The organism is Acinetobacter sp. NIPH 2100 (assembly GCF_000369805.1).
Taxonomy (GTDB): Bacteria; Pseudomonadota; Gammaproteobacteria; order Pseudomonadales; family Moraxellaceae; genus Acinetobacter.
Genome location: NZ_KB850224.1, coordinates 551,435 through 571,030 on the forward strand (window position 1 = coordinate 551,435; position 19,596 = coordinate 571,030).

Sequence of the window (19,596 nt, forward strand, 5' to 3'; positions counted from 1 at the left end):
AATAATGGGTCAATTGAGCGTCATTAATTGTCGTAGTATAGACTTTGTTCTCTATTTTAATTTAGCTGCTTGTTTTATATTAAGTTCTATAAATAACAACAGAGACAATCAACATAATGGATCTTCAACCTGAAAATTTACCGCACACTTTACACCCATACCTAGAAAAAATCTCAGCAACAATTTTGCCGAGTGTAGCTCTACAGCTTAAGTCTGATGACACACTAACTTTATGGCAAAGTAAGATTGGAGGGCAACCTTATTTACCGCTAGATGTCACGTATCCTGTCGACTCAGAAGGTAATCCATTGGCTTTGTTGGCACAGTTTAATTGTGCTGAAATTCCAAATTTGCCTCATTTTCCAGACAAGGGCATTTTGCAGTTCTATATCGCGGCTGATGATTTATATGGCATGAATTTCGATGACCAACAACAGCAATCTGGATTTAAAGTGTTGTATTTCGAGCAGATTATTGAAGATGCTTCACAATTAAAACAGGACTTTTCTGAAGTTCAGTTGAGTGAAGATGATTATTTGCCATTTACGGGACAATATTCGATTGAATTTAGCCTTACTTCTCAGCCAATTAGCCTCGGTGATTTTGCCTTTGCACCAAAGATTTTAGGCGTCGATGAATTGTATGATTTTGAAGATCAATTTGAAGGTGGGGATTTCGAAGATGATTTTATCGAGCCTTATGATGAATTGGCTTCCGCAAGTGGACATCGTTTAGGCGGTTATCCTTATTTTACCCAAACTGATCCACGTCAATATAATGAAAAAGTTCAAGATTATATTTTGCTTTTCCAACTCGATACCGATGATGTTGAGAACGATATTATGTGGGGCGATTCAGGTGTGGGTAATTTCTTTATTCACCCAGACGACTTAAAGAAACGAGATTTCTCTAAAGTGCTATATAACTGGGATTGTTGCTAAATAAAAAAAGCGGATGAACATTCATCCGCTTTTTTCTGGGTCTTTAATCTTATTCAGTGATAAAAGTAACTTTACCATCTTCTAAAGATTTAACACGTGCCAGCGATTCAACGCGATAGCCTTTTTCAAGCAACACATCACGACCTGGTTGAAAAGATTTTTCAATCACAATACCAACACCCACCACTTCAGCTTTGGCTTGGTGAATCAAGTCGATGAGACCAAGTGCCGCTTGACCATTTGCCAAGAAGTCATCAATGACAAGCGCTTTGTCGCTTGAATTGATGTGCTTGTTTGAAATCGCAATGGTGCTTTCAGTTTGTTTGGTGAACGAGAACACTTTAGAACGGTAAAGGTCGTCTTTTAATGTTAATGACTGATATTTACGCGCAAAAATAACAGGAACACCAAGTTCTAAACCTGCCATGATTGCAGGTGCAATACCTGAAGCCTCAATGGTAATAATTTTAGTAATACCTGCATCTTTAAAGCGAGCGGCAAACTCTTTACCAATCAGTTGCATTAACACCGGATCGATTTGGTGGTTTAAGAAAGCATCAACTTTCAAAACCTGATCAGATAGAACGATACCTTCATTTAAGATTTTCTGTTCTAAAGCGTACACGGGAGAATCCTCTAAACGGATGCTTGTTCAAGCAAAGGCATATTTTAAAAAGCATCTAAAAAAATGCAAGCCAAAATTGACCAGATGCTTAGTTTGTTTTACCTGAATACCCCGTTAATAACAGACCATATGATGCTTTTCCATCATTGTGTGCCATTTTTACTGGTAAGTAATCCAGTTTAGGTGCTAACCAGAACACGGTATTACGCTCAGGTTTATCGTGCTGCATCACCACTTTAATGGTATTGAATGTGCCATAAGGGGTTTTGATACTTTCGTTACCTTGTTTGACAAAACGACGTTCGTCTAACGCTTTCGCATCTGCAATCAGATATTTGGTTTTCAACGAATTGTTTTTTAAATCCTCACGGATTTGCAATTCAGCATTGAGTTCATCCAAAGCACCTGCCTGCCATGCGAATGAGCGGGCAGTATTATCTTTCTTGGTCTCTACAACTTTACTGTTAGGGTTGAAGTTGATACTCATTGTGTTGTTGTGGATCAACACTTTGCTGCTACGACTAAAATTTTGCGAGGTAATTTTATTATCAGCAAAGCTAAATTGACTGGTTTCAGATGCAGAGGCGATTGCACCCGCTTTGGCATTGAATTTATAAGTCCAGTTATTACCTTGCTGTGAAAGGGTACGTGTGGCAGAGCCTAAGTTCTTATTGTTGTAGCTAAACTGATAGCTTGCCTGAAACGGTGCCATGGCCAGCGCATGACTAGACAGGCTTACACTTAGCAGAGTAGCTGACGTCATACCGAGTACTTTCAATAATTTCTTTGTCATAACACTATATCCTTTGAGCGATGCAATCAGTCATCACCCATTTTCTTTACCATTTAAGGCTATTATGCTCGTAAATTATGAAGAAAAGATCAGGCTTTTTATGAGGTACTTGTTAATTTTTCGTATAAATCATGAAGATATGTATTTCAGTGGTATAACGCCAAACAGTTATACCACAACGAAGAGTGACTATTTTTTACTGTCTTTTTGCTGAATCGGCGTGACCTCAGTATCTTCTAGACCATCGGCGTCAAAATCATCATCATTCGATGGATATAGAATCGCAGCCAGATTGACATTGCCCCAGACAATCAGTTCAGCAGGGCGGACACGGGCACGGTTAACATGCACTTTACTCAGGGTCTCAATAATACTTGGTTTCTTACCTAACCAACGATTGAGATCGAGATAAAGTAAATCATCTTTGACCTTGACCACTTCAAAGTGCTCTAAGATTTTACCCAGTGGATCTTCTTCACGGAATTTCTGGTAGTACCAGATCGCGACATAAAAGCCCCATTTCTGAAAGATGTTTTTAAATTTGGCTTCAATCACTTGGGTGTTACTGATTTGCTCGAATACCATCAGTTGTACGTCTTGATTCATTTCCATTTGAATCAGTTTTAAATCTACAGATAGGGTGGTATGCAAACCTTTCACATCTAAGGTCGTATATAAACGTAACCAACCATCATAGAGGTCGGCATGCAGGTCTTGCATAATCTCGACATTTTCTGTGACGTAACGTTCCATAGTCGCATTCACAAAAACTTGTGAAAGCGAAAACTCTCTTTCTTCTTCGATGAATTCTTCGGCTTTTTGGTAAACTTTACGTAGACGTTTAACAACGGATGAAATTAGCGTTTGCATAAAAGTTGTTCCAGAAAGTGAATTGATAGGTCAAGCAATGCCACGATCTTTGTATTAACTAAAAAATAAAAATAAATTTCTGACTTGCAGTGTAGCAAAATTAATTGCTACATTTTCATAAAATGATGGTATGGAAACACTGTAACTATAAGTGGATCACATTTTTGTAAAATTTTGAATATTGGTTTGGTTTTTATACGGTTATACCGTTGGGGATGGGACATTTTTTGTCGCTTAAATACCATGTGGAATAAAATAAATTTTCGTTCTGAACTGTCTCCTTATTGGTGGCAAGATCCAATTTTTGTTGGGGCAGTGGCTTTGGCGATGCTTCTGCATGGCGCGGTGTTGGCTATTCACTTTACGATGCCATCACCTTCTGACACGTCAACCAAAGAAATTGCGATAACGGTTCGTCCAAGCCAAGACTCCGTCAAGGATGCTGATTTTTTGGCGCAAGCAGATCAAAAGGGTTCTGGAGATTTCCGCGAAGCACATCGCATGTCGAGTGATATGCCTTCGCCAATGCAGGCGGATGCAACAACAGGCGAAAAAGAGTTAGAAAGTCTGGAAAAAGTTCAACAAAAACGTGAATTAAAATTCGAAGAAAAAGTATTAATGACGGTTTTGAGCTGGCAGAAACAGGCTGAACAAAGCGAACGTAAAAAGACTTTAGATGACTTACAGAGCCAATTCCAAGCCAAAGCAGCGATGGTGGCAAGTTTGGAAGCGCAATATTTACAACGCCAACAAAATTTTAGCCGTAAGCAGCGGATTAAAACCATTGATGGAATTCAGGCCAAACAAGATGCATCTGCGACTTACTTAGATAAGTTCCGTCAGAAAGTTGAGTTATATGGCAACCGTTATTATCCCGATCAAGCCAAACAACAGCATTTGGCGGGTGAAGTCCGTTTAATGGTGATTTTAAATGCTGAAGGTGGAATTCGAGCCATTCGTCTCATCGAAAGTTCTGGGCATGCAATTTTGGATGAAGCAGCAAAAGCCTCAGTGCGCCGTGGTGCACCATTTGGCCCTTTTGATGCCAAGATGAAAAAAGATATTTCTGAGTTACGTATCATTCGTACATGGCGGTTTGATCCAGTCGATGCAGAATTTGAAGTGCACTAATCAAAGCTGCACTTCTTATTAGAAAATAATGATGTATAAATTGAAAATTAAATATTGAGAAAAATCATTTAATTGTTTTTTAATAACGGTAAGTCTTCTTTTAAGTTTAATTAAAACAAATGACTAAATTTATCGATCCAAACTTGAATTGATAATAAAAACGATTATCATTTGCAATGTATTTTTGGTTAATTCTCCTTTTGGAAATGAATGCATCCTTCTTTAAAATTTTTCGGGGGGAATGAGGTGCATATTTTCAAAACCATTCCCTTGCAATAAGGACATATTTCATGTATCAAAATCCAACTTTAAATGTGTTTAAAGCGCGCCCGCTTGTATTGGCGATGGCTGCGATCCTGTTACCTTCATTCGCGTTTGCGGAAAATGATGAAAATGCAAAGTTGCCAACGATTACAGTAAAAGCGGATGATCAAAACAAAGAGAAAACAGCTTATACCGTAAAAAAAACAACAACAGCAGTGCCATTAGGATTATCTGTGAAGGAAACACCCCAATCAGTTTCTATTGTTACAGAGCAGAGAATGAAAGATCAGGGGCTTACCAGCCTAGTAGATGTTGCTGAAAATGTAACAGGGATTAATGCTCAACGTTATGAAACTAATCGTAATAGTTTACATGCGCGTGGTTTTCAAATTGATAATTATCAAATAGATGGCGTTCCAACGCGCTATGAACAACCTTGGAGTTCGGGTGAAACGGCAACAAGTGCAGTTCTATTTGATCGTATCGAAGTTGTACGCGGGGCAACAGGCTTAATGACAGGGCCAGGGAATCCTTCAGCAGCAATTAATATGATTCGTAAGCGAGCGAACAGCAAAGTCCCAACAGGTAATTTAGAGGTGAGTGGCGGTAGCTGGAACAATTATCGTGTTGTGGGAGATGTTTCTAATAGTTTAAACGAATCAGGCTCAGTACGAGGTCGTGCCGTTGCCCAGTATGAACAGGGCGATAGTTATATTGATTTACTCAATAAACAAGCATTGACTGCCTTGCTTACTGGAGAAGCTGATCTGACTGAGAATACGATATTGTCAGCAGGTGTGAGTTATCAAGAAAATAAAGGCGATAGTCCAATGTGGGGAGGCTTACCTGTATGGTATAGCGATGGCAGTCGTGCCAAATGGAATCGTAGTAAAACAACAAGCACAAATTGGGCACAGTGGGATAGCGATTACACCAATTTATTTGCAGATATAACCCACCGTTTTAATGAAAATTGGAATGCCAAATTGTCATATAGTCGAGGGGACCGTAATGGTGACTCGAAATTATTGTACTTGTCTGGCAGCCCAGATAAAAATACGGGTCTAGGTTTAGGGGCATTTGCTGGCTCTTATATTACCAATACGAAGCAAGATGATATTAGTTTGCAAGTGAATGGTAAGTTTGATTTATTAGGTAAACAGCATGATTTAACCCTTGGTTATGTTCATTCTACACAGGACTTTAATTCTGATAGTCGAAATGCAAAATACGTAACACAGCCTGTTATAAATTTTAATAACTGGAATGGTTCATATCCTGCACCTGAATGGGAGAGTGCGAGCTTTTATGAGAAAAGCAAGACCAAACAAGATGCGGTTTATGTTGCAACACGTTGGACCCTGTTAGACCCATTAAAGCTGATTTTAGGTGGCCGTTTAACTGATTTCCAAAAAACAGGAAATGGGCTTTGGACACCAGCTTACGACATTAAACATGACAACGAATTTACGCCTTATGCTGGTGTTATATATGATATTAATGATGCAATTTCAGCCTATGCAAGTTATACCAGTATCTTCCAACCTCAGGCTGAGCAAGATATTAATGGTAAAGTCCTTGATCCTATCGAAGGTAACAGTACCGAAATCGGTTTAAAATCAGGCTGGTTTGATGGGCGCTTAAATGGAACACTCGCTTTGTTCAAAATTGAACAAGATAATTTAGCGCAGCAGGCAGGTGTTCATGACAATAAAGACATTTATTATCGCGCTGCGAAAGGAACTGAGAGTAAAGGATTTGAGTTAGAGTTGAGTGGTGAGATTTTACCAGACTGGAAGTTAACAGCAGGTTATAGTCAGTTTAAGGCGACTGATGTTAATGGAGATGATATTAACTCTGAACTACCTCGTAAAATGATACAGACTTTTACAACCTATAAATTACCAGGTACGTTCAGCGCCTTCACAGTTGGTGGAGGTGTAAACTGGCAAAGCAGTACTTATGTTAAAGCCGTGAATCCACTGAAAGTGACTGAAAAGGTTGAGCAGGGCTCATATGCACTAGTGAACTTAATGGCTCGCTATCAATTAACCAAAGACTTCTCCGCACAGCTAAATATCAATAATTTATTTGATAAAGAGTATTACGGAATTTTCCCTGCTTATGGCCAAACAACTTGGGGAGCTCCAAGGAATGCCACTTTAGCTTTACGCTATCAATTCTAAAATTTAATAAATAAAAAAACGGCTGAATTCAGCCGTTTTTTATTGAAGATGTGGATAAGTTTAGGGTTATTCACAAGCCATTTTGAGTCGAATAAGCACGTTCAACTTTGCAGATTTCGACGCTAAAATCTTGATACCATTTTTCTTTACCTAAACGTTGAGCAACTAGATGTTCTGCATCTTGTTGCCAATGTTTGATATCTTCAAGACTGTTCCAGTAGGACAGCGCAATTTCAAAACCATTTTCACTACATGCTTCAAACTTTAGGCAGTTGTATGTGCCCAATGCTTTATTTCTCAGCATTTGTGCCATTTCTGAATAAGTCGTATCAAGTTGTTTGATCGTGGCTTTAAAAATAACGATATACATAGCGCCCTATTATTTACTGCTCATCGGCTTGATAAGGATTGGCGATACCTAATTTTTTCAGAATCTCAATCTCCAAAGCTTCCATTTCTTCAGCCTCAGACTCACTGGTTTCATGATCGTAGCCAAGCAAATGGAGAACGCCATGAACCAGTAAATGGACGAAATGATCAGTTGGTGTTTTCTGCTGCTCGGTAGCTTCTTGCAATACGATAGGAATGCAAATCACCAAATCACCGAGAGGTTCTGCATCGAGTAAGCTGAGCATTTCCTCAGGGATATCACTTGGGAAGGACAGCACATTGGTGGGTTTGTCTTTTTCGCGATATTGCAGATTGAGCTCATGGCTTTCAGCGAGATCAACACAGGCAATCCCAATTTCACAATTGACATCGAAACCGACATGACGCAGTGCAGTTTCAATTTGTTTTTTAATTTGACCACGTTTCAGTGGCAGTTCAGCAGCTTGAAAGTCTTGTTGAAGACTTAAATTGATTTTCAAAATAGATCCTTAAAATCGCCCCCTACGACACGACTAAAGCATCGTAGGGGGAGTGAGGGGGATTTTTCTAAAAGTGTTGCGCATCCGCTGCAGAATCATTTTCTGCAACGAGTGCTTCTTGTCGAGCTTTGCGTTCGGCGCGGGCTTCAGCAGACAAACGTTGCTGTTCGCTGTCCCAACCTTCGTAAGCTTCTACAATTTTTTGTACCAATTGGTGACGGACGACATCTCGAGAATGGAAGCGGGTAATATGAATTTCATGCACATTTTCAATGACACGTAAGGCATGTGCCAAGCCCGATTGCTGTCCGCGAGGTAAGTCAACTTGGGTGACATCACCTGTAATCACCGCACGCGAACCAAAACCTAAACGAGTGAGGAACATTTTCATCTGTTCAGGGGTGGTGTTTTGCGCTTCGTCTAAAATTACAAAGGAATGATTGAGTGTTCGTCCACGCATATAAGCAAGAGGAGCAACCTCAATCACTTGGCGCTCGATCAGTTTGGCGACTTTTTCAAAGCCAAGCATTTCATATAACGCATCGTAAAGTGGACGTAAATAAGGATCAATCTTTTGAGTGAGATCGCCTGGTAAGAAACCGAGTTTTTCACCTGCTTCTACGGCAGGACGAACCAATAAGATCCGTTGGATTTCATTACGCTCCAGCATATCTACCGCTGCTGCAACAGCAAGATAGGTTTTACCCGTACCTGCTGGACCAACACCGAATGAAATATCGCTTTGTAAAATACGCTGTACATAACGCTTTTGATTGGCGCCACGTGGGTTGATACGCCCTTTGCGGGTCTGCAACCAAACATTATCTAAACCCGTGTGTTCTTGATCTGAATCATCCATCAGTTCACGGTCTGTCTGTGAACCTTGGATCATCAAATGGATCGCATCGGCACTGATTTGTGAGGAAATTTCTGATTCTTGATAGAGCCGTTGCAATAATGCTTCGGCTCTTTCGACCGCTTCTATATCACCATCGAGATAAAAGGCATCGCCACGGTGAGTAATTTTGACATCTAAACGTTGTTCGATTTGTTTTAAATGCCCGTTATACGCACCGAGCATGCTTTTCAAACGTTCCATTGAAATCTCAGGGAACGTTACTGTACGTCGAATCGCTGCAGTCAAGATAAACCCTTTTTGTTGCTTTGTAGGAATACCCCTTACATTACGCCACGTCAGGTTCAAGATTCAAGAGTTCACCATAAACTAAATTTAAAGTTTTAATTTCGGTGATCTCAATCTCTGCGAAACGCCCAATCCACGTGGCATCACCAATAAAAGTAACTAAACGTGTATTGTCGGCTGTACCCATTAAAACATTTGGATTTTTATCCGATACTTTTTCAATCAGAACACGCTCGATTTTGCCCAGCATTGCATCAGTTTTATCAATACTTGATTGTTTAATCACTTGTTGAACTTGTGCTAAACGATCTTTTTTCACTTGTTCAGGTGTACTATCTGGTAAATCAGAAGCAGGCGTACCTGGACGTTTTGAGTAAACAAAACTGTAAGAATGATCGAAATCCAAATCTTTAATGAATTGCAGTGTTTCAGCAAAATGCGCATCGGTTTCACCAGGGAAACCAATAATGAAGTCGCTGGATAAATGCATATCTGGGCGAACTTTACGCAATTTAGCAATTTTATCGATGTACACATCAATAGTGTGGTTACGTTTCATAGCTTGCAATACATCGTTTGAGCCACTTTGTACTGGTAGATGTAAATGCGAAACCATTTGCGGTAAATCACGATAGCATTGAATTAAATCTTCAGAGAATTCAAGCGGGTGAGAGGTGGTATAGCGTAAACGACCGATGCCTGGGATTTCTGCGACTAAACGGAGTAACTCAGGGAAGGTACAAATCTCACCTTCAAAGGTTTCACCACGATAGCCATTCACATTTTGACCGAGTAAGCTGATTTCACGTACGCCTTTTTCAGCCAAGCCAGCAATTTCTGCCAATACATCATCCAATGGACGAGAGACTTCCTCACCACGGGTATACGGAACCACACAGAATGAACAGTATTTAGAGCAGCCTTCCATAATTGAAACAAATGCTTTAAAGCCTTCCACACGTGGTTCTGGCAAAAAGTCAAACTTTTCGATATCTGGGAAAGAAATATCAACCAATTTGATTTTTTCTTTCTTTGGCTTTTCCACTTGCTCATTATGCTGATCTAACATTTGTGGCAAACGGTGCAAGGTTTGCGGACCAAATACCATATCGACATAAGGTGCACGTTTTTGGATGTTGTCACCTTCCTGAGAAGCGACACAACCACCTACACCAATCACTAGATCAGGATTTTTTTCTTTAAGCTTGCGCCAGCGGCCTAAACCACTAAATACTTTTTCTTGTGCTTTTTCACGAATTGAACAGGTATTCATGAGCAGGATATCTGCTTCATTCGGATTGTCAGTGAGCACATAGCCGTGTGAATCACCTAACAAATCTGCCATACGATGACTGTCATACTCATTCATCTGACACCCTTGAGTTTCAATAAACAATTTCTTGATCGAAACATCAGCGGTGTGCATTGGCTGGGTAACAGTGTTTTCTGAAGCAGCTTTTACAGCACTGGGAATGAATGTTTGAACCGTCATGCAGGCTCCTAAACAAGGTGGATTTAAATAAACGGCGGATTATAGCAGTATTTTAGACTGAACGCAGAGAATAAAAAACTGACAAAAATGGACAGTTTGTGAATAAAATTGCGTGAATTTTAATGAATATGAATCAGTAATTTACATAACACAACAATAGTAGAAGGCTAGACTTATTACACTATAATGGCAGGGCGAAATTGGGCATATATATTGATGAAGATGAAAAAGCAGCGTGATTTTAGAACAACCGAAAGTCATAAATTGAATAACAAGAACAGCCTCCGTTGTTTTATCGCAATGGGCGGCATGATTGCTTGCTCCGCTGTCTATGCTTTAGATGAACAATTTAATGACGCGTTGCGCGCTGCCAATGCAAGTAATACTGCTTTGCTCGATCAATACCAATTTGAAATGCAAAATGATGCACTGGGTTATTATCCTGAGTATTGGAAATTGAATACCAATCTGGGATTTCAACCTGCATCCTCAATTATTAGTTTTGCACAACGCTACCCTCAATCTGCGATGGCAGAAAAACTGGCTGCCGATTTTGTTGAAGAAAAAGTAAAACTGGGTAGCTTCGCGGATGCGAAACCTGTCCTCAGTTATGTGACCAATCCAGATCAAGAAGAAAGCTGTGCTGTGGCACAGGTACGCGCAAAAACAGGCGATAGTCTGGTTTTTGCCGAATATAAAGATATTTGGCTCACCACCAATTCTCAGCCTGAATCATGTAATGGTTTAGGCCGTTTGATGTTGTCTAGTCCACTGCTGACTGCTCAAGATCGCCAGCAAAGATTATGGGGGCAACTCCGTGCAGGTCAATCTGGACCCGCAATTGCGACAGCTCAAACCATGGGTTTGAACCTTTCTTTAGCGCAGTTCAATCAAATTCAAGCCAATCCATTAGGGTATTTGTGGAGTGCGCCAAAAGCAAATGATGCGGATTATGCTTATTTGATTTTTGCATTAGGGCGTGTTGCAGATAGCGATTTAACCAATGCATTGGGTAATATCCAGCGAGTTGCACAAGATACGCCACAACCTGTACAGAAATATTTGTACCGTACCATTGGTTATGTGGGTGGTACCACCGTGATGAAGAATGGTTTTAATCGTGAAGTCTTAAATGCTTTTGATCAAAGCTATGGTTACCCATTGAGTCCAGAAGAAGCAGAGATTTATGCCCGTCAGGCGATTCGTTTTGGTGCTTGGGAAAGTTTAGTTCGTGCCATTGATGCGATGTCTGTGACCCAAAAACAGGAAGATCGTTGGCAGTATTGGTTAGCACGTGCATCGGAGCAACGTTCGGATAGCGGGTCAAAACAAGCAGCACAGCAGATTTATCGCAAGCTTGCACAAAGTGGTGATGACTATCACAACCTGCTCGCCAAAGATCGTTTAGGCGAACGCTATAATCATCAGCCTTATAATGAACAACCAAGTGCCCAAGATACACAGCGCCTCAATCAAAATATTCATTTTAGACGTGCTTTTGCATTAAGAGATGTCAATGCCCCAGCCAACTATACTAATCGTGAGTGGAACTGGGCAGTTCGCCAAGCATATTTACAACACGACGATGGTCTGCTTCTCGCAGCAGCAAAACGTGCCCATGATGTAGGTTGGTATGATCGCGCTATTTATGCCGCGGACCGTACCACATCTCGCCATAATGATACTTACCGTTATGCGACACCACATCGTAGCAATGTAACCAGCCATAGTTACAATGCTGGTATTGATCCTGCTTGGGCGTATGGTTTAATGCGCCAAGAAAGCCGTTTTGTGACTTCTGCACGTTCACATGTTGGGGCGGGTGGCTTAATGCAGATCATGCCAAATACAGCAAAACTGATTGCACGACAAATGGGTGAAACTTATAACCCTGCGGCATTAAGTGAAATGAATACCAATATTCGTTACGGGACTTATTACCTTTCAATGATCCAAAGTCAATTGAGCGGTAGTTCTGTATTGGCAACTGCGGGTTATAACGCTGGTCCGAATCGTGCGCGCCGTTGGCAGCCTGATGTTCAGACCATGGCAGCGGATCAATACACTGAAACCATTCCGTTACTGGAAACACGTGACTATGTAAAACATGTCATGACCAATGCCACGCATTATGGTGTGGTATTAGGGCAAGGGGCGCAGTCGTTAGAAAAACGAATGAGCACGATTCCTGTACGCAGTGGGCCTTAAGACACAGCAAGATGTTTAAGTGAAACAATGAAGTTTTTGCATTTGATGAAACCCGTCCAATTACTCAAAGGGCAGTTGATGAGATCTCTACAGGTGTTGATCTGTTATTCGGTCTTGTCTTTTACTGCACCCTTACATGCTGCAAGTGATCAAGATGTGGCGGGATATGTCATGCATGTACAAATGACACCAGCAGCGTGTGCCTTTGATTCATCACGACAAAAACAACGTAAATGTTTGGAAGGTTACTCACTGACCATTGCAAGCTTATTGCCTGAAGTGCCTTTAAATCGGGATTGTTCAACCAAAACCTCTGCCAAACTCTCACCATTACAAGCCAAAGTGGTTGCGCGGGTAATGCCTGATGAAAATGCACGTGTGCAACTGTGGCAGGATGTCGGTGGATGTATGCCCATGAATGCCAGTCAATATTTTAGAACAGTGATTAACTTCGCTGAGCGTTTGAAAATACCAGCCGATTTGACCAGTCCAAATACGATTGAAGTTCAAAAAGAAAATTTGAGACAGCAATTTACCAAGCTCAATCCATCTTTACCGCCCAACGGGATTCGCTTTACTTGCCAGTCATCAAGATTTGATACGGTTTTAACTGAAATTCGCGTCTGTTATCAGAAAAATGGTCAATATAAACAATGTGCAAGCCATATTGTGACGGGCTGCCCAAGTGAGTTTACAATTAAAGGAAGTTATTAGAGATTTACCTAGTTTGATTTGTATTTTCTATTAGACTTTTGTTGAAATTCATTCTCTTTTACATGCATCTGTATTCGCTTTAGAGTACAATCTTTGCCGTTTATGATAATTCGATTGAATAATAATAGCGTTCAATCGTGCAAACGCATCTCATTGGAGAATATCACATGAAGCAACCCGTTCGTGTAGCCGTTACAGGCGCTGCTGGTCAAATTGGTTATAGCTTATTATTCCGTATCGCAAGCGGTGAAATGCTCGGTAAAGATCAACCAGTAATTTTACAATTGCTTGAAGTTCCTTTTGAGAAAGCTCAACAAGCGCTTAAAGGCGTAATGATGGAACTTGACGACTGTGCTTTCCCATTATTGGCAGGTATGATCGGGACTGATGATCCTAAAGTTGCATTTAAAGATGCTGACTATGCATTGTTGGTAGGTTCACGTCCACGTGGTCCTGGTATGGAACGTGCTGACTTGTTGAAAGTCAACGGTGAAATTTTCATTGGTCAAGGCCAAGCACTTAACGAAGTTGCTAGCCGTGATGTTAAAGTATTGGTTGTAGGAAACCCTGCAAATACCAATGCCTATATCGCAATGAAATCTGCGCCAGATCTTCCAGCGAAAAACTTTACAGCAATGTTACGTCTTGACCACAACCGTGCGTTAACTCAAATTGCTCAAAAAGCGGGTGTTGCAGTTTCTGATATCGAGAAATTAACGGTTTGGGGTAACCACTCTCCAACAATGTATGCTGACTACCGTTTTGCAACTGCAAATGGCGAAAGCTTAAAAGACAAAATCAACGATGCAGAATGGAACAAAGATACGTTCCTTCCAACTGTTGGTAAACGTGGTGCTGCGATCATCGAAGCGCGTGGTTTGTCTTCAGCTGCTTCAGCTGCGAATGCTGCAATCGACCATATGCGTGACTGGGCGTTGGGTACAAACGGCAAATGGGTAACTATGGGTATCCCATCTGACGGTTCTTATGGTATTCCAGAAGGCGTAATGTACGGTGTGCCAGTGACTTGTGAAAATGGCGAATACACACGTGTTGAAGGTCTTGAAATTGATGAATTCAGCCGTGAGCGCATGAACATCACGCTTCAAGAACTTGAAGATGAGCGTGCAGCGATTGCTGACATGTTAAAATAATTTATCTTTTTGATAAATTGAAAGCACTCTCCTAGAGAGTGCTTTTTTTATGAGATAACGAACAAAAAACAACAAGAAAATATAGACATACATCTGCATGATAATGGTATTTACTGTTAAATTATTTTTATAAGAGAGATGATTTGGAGAATAACAATGTTTGAACAGCAACCGACACTGGAACTTTTATTTGAGCAACTCGGGCTTGGGGCTGATGATGCTGCAATTGAAAGTTTTGTCAAAGCCCATCAGTTACCTGCCGATCAAAAATTACATGAAGCTGAGTTTTGGAGTGCGGGACAGCGAGATTTTCTAAAAAGTCATTGGGATAAAGATGATGAGTGGGCCATTGTGATCGATGAGCTTAATCAGCAATTACATCTCGACAGTACAAAGTAATGAAGCGATAAAGAAAGCTCACATCAGTGAGCTTTTTTGTGAATCAATGCTTTAAACCAATCTTCTTGGCGTACAGAGTTAAAAGTAGGATGCAGTTGTAATAACTCTAAATCATGATCCAAGCAAGATACGTATTTCGTTAGCCAATGCCGTGTTAATGCTAGTTCTTGCTTAGCAGCTGAAGCGTAAGCCAAGAAGAAATAAATCTCTAAGTGTTCTGTATATGCTAAAGGTTTAAGAATTTGCTGTGTAATTAAAGCAAAACGCTGCTCTTTAGTGAGCTCAAAGTAAATCATATAGGCTTTGGCTAAACATAAAGACAAATTCAAATACAAGCTTAATGGCATTTCATCATATTCAACACGAGCTTGTTCAAGCAGTACGATTGCTTCTTGTAAGAAATGCAATTGTTCCTGACGAATATGGCTCAGTACCACCAATTGCAAACGTAGGTCAGCACGTTCTAAAGCAAGTTCGGGGGTATTGCTGTCTAAATAGAGTTGGTCTGTTTCACCAATTCGAGCAATCACTTGTTGAGTTTCATTCGACATTATTGATCCAAAATCGTCAGTTATGCGTGATATATAAGGTTGTTTTTACGAATTTAAAGGCTGGAAAGTAAATAGAGCCTAGTTATTCCAGATCGAGTTCCCGCCACGTAACCACGCGGTAATGGATAAACGCTGTTGCTTTGACAGAAGAACCTCATGCATTAAATCACTTTGAAAGATGGCGAGACGGTTCGACAAAGGCTGGATGATATGCCATTGATTATTTTTGTCTTGTAAGCGTAATTGGCCCCCCCAATCTTCTTGCCAGTGCTCATGTAGATAGAAAACGGTTGATATGATCCGATCATTTTTCTGTTGAGGGTTATCACGGTGCAAGGCATAAAATTCACCTGCGTTATAGCAGGCAAAATGTGCTTCAACTTCTTTTATCCCAAGATAAAACGCTTGGTTTAAGGTCTGAGATAAGTATTCCAAAGCTTGAATATGTCGTTGTGCAATCGGCAGTTGCCCATCAATCCATAAAATATGATCACTACGAATATGGCTGACGACACCATTTTGCACACCTGCGGCTCTAAACTCAGCCAAATGCGAGCTACATTCCTGCACCAGTGATTGGACATACTCAATAGAATAGACATCATCAATCAGAGCAAAGCCAAATTCATTTAAATCGTCCAGAATTTTATCTAAATTCCATGATTGGAGATTTAAAGATTGAGAGGGTTGTTGCATAGCGCTCCATTGAACATTGGTTTGATTACAGTGCAATTTTAGTCGATCACATCAAGGCTAAAGAATAGTTGAGGGGGCGTTGATATTTTAACCATGCCTTGCGTTATAAGCTAAAACGGCATAAACGAGGCATGGAACGTAGGCAATGGCGATTCCCTTGTCAAGTTTCATAACGAAGTTTAGGGTAGTTTTAGCTATAACCCTGAGCAAAAGCAAAGCATTGCTTTGGTTGCAGCGCAAGGCGAAGCTCAAGGACTACGACATTTTTTGCTGCTTCGGCGTTATGCTTTTCTCATTTAGAATGCTAAATTTCGAAAAGCATGCCTTGTATCAGCTAAAAAATGTCAACAGTCGCAATGAGAGCTAGAGCTCGCAAGGTGAAATGTCATCGGCCCCTATTTTCATGTTAAACTACCTGCTGAATTGAGGAATAATTGTCAACATGAATTACCGTCACCATTTCCATGCGGGTAACTTTGCCGATGTTATGAAGCATGTACTTTTGCTTCAACTGCTCGCTCGTTTAAATGCTAAAGATAAACCTTATCGATATATAGATACCCATGGTGGTGCAGGTAAATATGATTTATCGACTTCTGAAGCACAAAAATCAGGTGAATTCTTAACGGGTATCCATCGTTTGGTCAAGCTTGACGACTCGATTAAGCGTAATGCACCTGAAGGTGTAAAACAATATCTTAAAATCGTTGAAGATATGCGTGCAGGTTCTGGTAAAGGTGCTTATCCAGGTTCACCTTGGTTTGCGCTTGAAGGCATGCGTGATATTGATAAAGCGACTATATTTGAAATGCAGCGTGATGTATTTCAACAATTGTATTTTAATATCCGTGATAAACGTGCGGGTCTGCATGAGCGTGATTTTTACGAAGGCCTGATGGGGGTAATTCCACCTAAAGAAAAGCGCGGATTGGTCATGATTGATCCACCTTACGAAATTGAGCGTAAAGATTTCCCGCAATTGGTTGAAATACTCCAAGCCGCCCATAAAAAATGGCCAACAGGCGTGTTTGCCGTTTGGTATCCGATTAAAGACCGCGCCATGATTGAACGTTTTGAAAAGAAAATGTTTAAAACGGGTATTCGTCGTCAGCTCATCTGTGAAATTTGTGTATGGCCCGATGACACGCCAATGGGATTGAATGGTTGTGGTTTATTGGTGATTAACCCACCTTGGAAATTCTCAGAAGATGCAGATCAAGCATTACAATGGTTATTTCCACATTTACGCATGAGTGAAAATGGTGGACATGCTGCTGTGCGTTGGTTGGTGGGTGAATAACCCATCAATGTCAAACTATTCTCGAGGAATTGAAAATAATGACAAATTCTCTTAAACCTGATTCTGATTTAAATAAAGATGATCATTCTTTTGACGGGATCACTTTTGAAGTAGAAGAAGAAGAACACACGCACGAAGGACAAAAAGTGAAACGCCGTGGTATCTATTTGTGGCCTAACCTGATTACAACTGCTGCACTTCTTTCTGGTTTTTATTCCATTATTGCCAGTATGAATGGCAACTTTAATCAAGCGATTTATGCCATTTTCTTGGCGGCATTGCTTGATGGTTTGGATGGGCGAGTTGCACGTGCAATTGGTGCACAAAGTGCATTTGGTGAGCAATACGATTCGCTTTCTGACTTATTGGCTTTTGGTGTCGCGCCTGCAATCTTGATGTATAGCTGGAGTTTGCATGATTTGGGTCGTATTGGCTTGGCATGTTGTTTTATCTATACCGCTTGTGCAGCTTTCCGTTTAGCACGTTTTAATGTGCAAATTGGTGTTGTGGATAAGCGTTATTTTATTGGTATTGCCAGCCCACTCGCTGCGGTGACGGTCATTTCCTTGGTATGGGTCGGTCGTGATTATCCATTTATCTTTGATTTAAAAGATATTGTGATTCAAGTGATCAATTCAGTGGTCATGGTTGCGGTTGGTTTATTGATGATTTCCAACATCAAATACTATTCATTTAAACAAATGGATCGCAAACGTGTACCTTTTGTCGTGATGTTACCTGTAGTCTTGATTTTTGCTGCAATCACGTACAACATTCCTGTAGGGATCTTAATTGTCTGTATCCTCTATGTACTTTCAGGATTTGTGACGACATTATTTGCCAAAAAGAATGATGCAAAAATAACAACTTAAAATACGGAGGTTCAGTATGCCAATATTGATGAATAACAATCAATTAAAGCAGCTGAACCTCAATAAGTCAGATGCTTTAACTTTTCATCCACCTAAAGGTCTATTTAAAATTGTTTACCAGGCGTTGATCCTGCCGAATTTGCCTGAACCTTTTCATTATTTAAATTTCATCAGCCTGATTGGGCAACCTCGTATCCCTATTTGCTATAACGCCAGTGCTATTGCTACGACGGCAATTGATACTGCGACAGTTTTGGTAGGGAGTAGTGTTTCAACTACCGGGCATCTCAAAAGTTATAGTGCCAAAGAGCAGTGTCAATTAGAGCAAGACCGCTATCAGTTTTTAGATATAGATCAGATCCAGGTTGATTTCCCAAACTATTATTTTAAGCGTGATGATGAGGAACTCAGTTGCCAACTCAAAGTGAATATTGGGACTGAAATAGAAAATCATTCAGCCTTACAATGGGGTGTTGGGGATTATTGGTATGTTCGCTGCCAATGCGAAGGCGAAATCATTTATAAAAAACAAAAATATCAAATCGAGGCGCAAGGGATACTCAAACACGCCAGAGCCATCTATTTACCTTTTATCGCTTTTCATTTTTTTACTTATCAAATCATTCAGGTTAATGCGGACTTTCAGATCATTTTGTCTGAACTTAGAAATCAATGGAATAACATTATTTTTTCTAGAATCGAAATTCAGTCAAATGAACAGCAATCGATTCTTTATGATCATCAAGTAATTTTGGATGTTACCCGTGTTTACCCGAAAGTACAGACACCTAATGGACGTGAAATGTATTTGCCACGGGCATTTGTTTGGCAATATCAAGAAAATGATGAGGTTGTTTTCCAATTACAGGCGCAAAGCCGCGGTGACTATAAATTTGGCTTAGCCGCAGGTTACGTGGGGAGTTTTAACTACCAGCTATTATGGAATAACCAGAGCTATGAGGGTTCTGGATATTGTGAATATATCGACTGTCGACCTCTTCATTGGCAAGAAAAAAGTAAAACTGAACAAATAATGGACCAAATACCACATTTTCAGCCTTATTTGTGTAAAAAATAGTCGCTTGGATTAATAATTTAAGATTATTTGAAAAATGGGGTTGTGTCTGGTTGGAAATGCTGTAGAATGCACATCCATCGGCGGTGATGCAGATAAAAACTTGTTGAGAAACAAGGATTTGGCTTAAGGGTTAAATTTTTGGGTTTGAGAATAAGTTTTGAAAATATCTAAATTACCTGTTGACTTTAAAGAAATTTAGAGTAATATAGCCGACCTAGCTTGATGATGACGAATCATCGAGAAGATCATTAAGAGAATAGAAGAACAACTTGTGTGGATTTTTACTGGTTGATCAATCGAAAATATTTC

The 19,596-nt window shown here is 40.3% G+C and carries 19 protein-coding genes; 10 read left to right on the plus strand and 9 right to left on the minus strand.

The features are described 5' to 3' along the window. Positions 1–116: 116 nt before the first annotated feature. Positions 117–941: a YwqG family protein gene (locus tag F887_RS15275; RefSeq protein ID WP_005291634.1), complete on the plus strand. Its 825-nt coding sequence runs from the start codon at positions 117–119 to the stop codon at positions 939–941. A 49-nt stretch (positions 942–990) separates the two neighbouring features. Here F887_RS15275 and F887_RS15270 read toward each other — a convergent pair whose 3' ends face one another. The 3 genes from F887_RS15270 to F887_RS15260 all read right to left on the minus strand — a co-directional run bounded on the left by F887_RS15270 (position 991) and on the right by F887_RS15260 (position 3,229). After that, a complete protein-coding gene (locus F887_RS15270; protein ID WP_005291636.1) occupies positions 991–1,566 on the minus strand; it encodes a xanthine phosphoribosyltransferase in 576 nt (191 codons plus the stop codon). 88 nt (positions 1,567–1,654) lie between these two features. Further along, the gene (locus tag F887_RS15265; RefSeq protein WP_005291637.1) at positions 1,655–2,359 is read right to left on the minus strand and encodes a DUF3108 domain-containing protein; all 705 of its coding nucleotides are present in this window, start codon (positions 2,357–2,359) and stop codon (positions 1,655–1,657) included. Positions 2,360–2,548: 189 nt separating this feature from the next. Further along, the gene (locus F887_RS15260; RefSeq protein WP_005291638.1) at positions 2,549–3,229 is read right to left on the minus strand and encodes a hypothetical protein; all 681 of its coding nucleotides are present in this window, start codon (positions 3,227–3,229) and stop codon (positions 2,549–2,551) included. A 243-nt stretch (positions 3,230–3,472) separates the two neighbouring features. On the opposite strand from F887_RS15260, the gene F887_RS15255 reads away from it, so the two are divergent. Together F887_RS15255 and fhuE are read left to right on the plus strand one after the other, a co-directional pair. Beyond that, complete coding sequence (locus F887_RS15255) at positions 3,473–4,360, plus strand: energy transducer TonB (protein ID WP_005291640.1); 888 nt, start codon at positions 3,473–3,475, stop codon at positions 4,358–4,360. A 290-nt stretch (positions 4,361–4,650) separates the two neighbouring features. Further along, positions 4,651–6,810 carry a ferric-rhodotorulic acid/ferric-coprogen receptor FhuE gene (gene fhuE / locus F887_RS15250; RefSeq protein WP_005291641.1) on the plus strand — a complete coding sequence of 720 codons (2,160 nt, stop codon included), beginning with the start codon at positions 4,651–4,653 and terminating at the stop codon, positions 6,808–6,810. Positions 6,811–6,880: 70 nt separating this feature from the next. Here the strand turns inward: fhuE and F887_RS15245 are convergent, their stop codons facing one another. From F887_RS15245 to miaB, 4 genes are all read right to left on the minus strand, one after another. Continuing rightward, complete coding sequence (locus tag F887_RS15245) at positions 6,881–7,180, minus strand: antibiotic biosynthesis monooxygenase family protein (protein WP_005291642.1); 300 nt, start codon at positions 7,178–7,180, stop codon at positions 6,881–6,883. Between the two features lie 13 nt (positions 7,181–7,193). Then, complete coding sequence (ybeY, locus tag F887_RS15240) at positions 7,194–7,679, minus strand: rRNA maturation RNase YbeY (RefSeq protein WP_005291644.1); 486 nt, start codon at positions 7,677–7,679, stop codon at positions 7,194–7,196. A 67-nt stretch (positions 7,680–7,746) separates the two neighbouring features. Beyond that, entirely contained in the window at positions 7,747–8,823 is a 1,077-nt protein-coding gene (locus tag F887_RS15235) for a PhoH family protein (protein ID WP_032857438.1), read from the minus strand. A 40-nt stretch (positions 8,824–8,863) separates the two neighbouring features. Continuing rightward, a complete protein-coding gene (gene miaB / locus F887_RS15230) occupies positions 8,864–10,315 on the minus strand; it encodes a tRNA (N6-isopentenyl adenosine(37)-C2)-methylthiotransferase MiaB (protein ID WP_005291646.1) in 1,452 nt (483 codons plus the stop codon). 300 nt (positions 10,316–10,615) lie between these two features. Between miaB and F887_RS15225 the strand changes: the two genes are divergently transcribed. The 4 genes from F887_RS15225 (at position 10,616) to F887_RS15210 (ending at position 14,790) form a co-directional block, all read left to right on the plus strand. Next, positions 10,616–12,523: a lytic transglycosylase domain-containing protein gene (locus F887_RS15225; RefSeq protein WP_171067424.1), complete on the plus strand. Its 1,908-nt coding sequence runs from the start codon at positions 10,616–10,618 to the stop codon at positions 12,521–12,523. A 45-nt stretch (positions 12,524–12,568) separates the two neighbouring features. Then, positions 12,569–13,237, plus strand: coding sequence for a ribonuclease T2 family protein (locus F887_RS15220; RefSeq protein ID WP_032862737.1), 669 nt, complete (start codon positions 12,569–12,571; stop codon positions 13,235–13,237). A gap of 167 nt (positions 13,238–13,404) precedes the next feature. Further along, positions 13,405–14,391, plus strand: coding sequence for a malate dehydrogenase (locus F887_RS15215; RefSeq protein WP_004668635.1), 987 nt, complete (start codon positions 13,405–13,407; stop codon positions 14,389–14,391). Between the two features lie 156 nt (positions 14,392–14,547). Then, positions 14,548–14,790, plus strand: coding sequence for a DUF2789 family protein (locus F887_RS15210; RefSeq protein WP_005291648.1), 243 nt, complete (start codon positions 14,548–14,550; stop codon positions 14,788–14,790). 23 nt (positions 14,791–14,813) lie between these two features. Here F887_RS15210 and F887_RS15205 read toward each other — a convergent pair whose 3' ends face one another. Then, the gene (locus F887_RS15205; protein ID WP_005291649.1) at positions 14,814–15,341 is read right to left on the minus strand and encodes a hypothetical protein; all 528 of its coding nucleotides are present in this window, start codon (positions 15,339–15,341) and stop codon (positions 14,814–14,816) included. Between the two features lie 78 nt (positions 15,342–15,419). Beyond that, a complete protein-coding gene (locus F887_RS15200; protein WP_005291650.1) occupies positions 15,420–16,037 on the minus strand; it encodes a 2OG-Fe(II) oxygenase in 618 nt (205 codons plus the stop codon). 442 nt (positions 16,038–16,479) lie between these two features. Between F887_RS15200 and F887_RS15195 the strand changes: the two genes are divergently transcribed. The 3 genes from F887_RS15195 to F887_RS15185 are packed head-to-tail and all read left to right on the plus strand — an operon-like array spanning position 16,480 to position 19,287. Next, complete coding sequence (locus F887_RS15195) at positions 16,480–17,337, plus strand: 23S rRNA (adenine(2030)-N(6))-methyltransferase RlmJ (RefSeq protein ID WP_005291651.1); 858 nt, start codon at positions 16,480–16,482, stop codon at positions 17,335–17,337. A 38-nt stretch (positions 17,338–17,375) separates the two neighbouring features. After that, positions 17,376–18,209 carry a CDP-diacylglycerol--serine O-phosphatidyltransferase gene (gene pssA / locus F887_RS15190; protein WP_005291652.1) on the plus strand — a complete coding sequence of 278 codons (834 nt, stop codon included), beginning with the start codon at positions 17,376–17,378 and terminating at the stop codon, positions 18,207–18,209. Between the two features lie 16 nt (positions 18,210–18,225). Then, a complete protein-coding gene (locus tag F887_RS15185; RefSeq protein WP_005291653.1) occupies positions 18,226–19,287 on the plus strand; it encodes a DUF6670 family protein in 1,062 nt (353 codons plus the stop codon). Positions 19,288–19,596 lie beyond the last annotated feature (309 nt).

Coding starts and splice junctions, on each gene's coding strand:
- F887_RS15195 (WP_005291651.1), top strand. CDS start 16,480: ATGAATTACCGTCACCATTTCCATGCGGGTAACTTTGCCGATGTTATG.
- F887_RS15200 (WP_005291650.1), bottom strand. CDS start 16,037: ATGCAACAACCCTCTCAATCTTTAAATCTCCAATCATGGAATTTAGAT.
- F887_RS15245 (WP_005291642.1), bottom strand. CDS start 7,180: ATGTATATCGTTATTTTTAAAGCCACGATCAAACAACTTGATACGACT.
- F887_RS15265 (WP_005291637.1), bottom strand. CDS start 2,359: ATGACAAAGAAATTATTGAAAGTACTCGGTATGACGTCAGCTACTCTG.
- F887_RS15220 (WP_032862737.1), top strand. CDS start 12,569: ATGAAACCCGTCCAATTACTCAAAGGGCAGTTGATGAGATCTCTACAG.
- F887_RS15210 (WP_005291648.1), top strand. CDS start 14,548: ATGTTTGAACAGCAACCGACACTGGAACTTTTATTTGAGCAACTCGGG.
- F887_RS15185 (WP_005291653.1), top strand. CDS start 18,226: ATGCCAATATTGATGAATAACAATCAATTAAAGCAGCTGAACCTCAAT.
- F887_RS15255 (WP_005291640.1), top strand. CDS start 3,473: ATGTGGAATAAAATAAATTTTCGTTCTGAACTGTCTCCTTATTGGTGG.
- F887_RS15260 (WP_005291638.1), bottom strand. CDS start 3,229: ATGCAAACGCTAATTTCATCCGTTGTTAAACGTCTACGTAAAGTTTAC.
- fhuE (WP_005291641.1), top strand. CDS start 4,651: ATGTATCAAAATCCAACTTTAAATGTGTTTAAAGCGCGCCCGCTTGTA.
- F887_RS15215 (WP_004668635.1), top strand. CDS start 13,405: ATGAAGCAACCCGTTCGTGTAGCCGTTACAGGCGCTGCTGGTCAAATT.
- F887_RS15225 (WP_171067424.1), top strand. CDS start 10,616: ATGGGCGGCATGATTGCTTGCTCCGCTGTCTATGCTTTAGATGAACAA.
- miaB (WP_005291646.1), bottom strand. CDS start 10,315: ATGACGGTTCAAACATTCATTCCCAGTGCTGTAAAAGCTGCTTCAGAA.
- F887_RS15275 (WP_005291634.1), top strand. CDS start 117: ATGGATCTTCAACCTGAAAATTTACCGCACACTTTACACCCATACCTA.
- pssA (WP_005291652.1), top strand. CDS start 17,376: ATGACAAATTCTCTTAAACCTGATTCTGATTTAAATAAAGATGATCAT.
- F887_RS15205 (WP_005291649.1), bottom strand. CDS start 15,341: ATGTCGAATGAAACTCAACAAGTGATTGCTCGAATTGGTGAAACAGAC.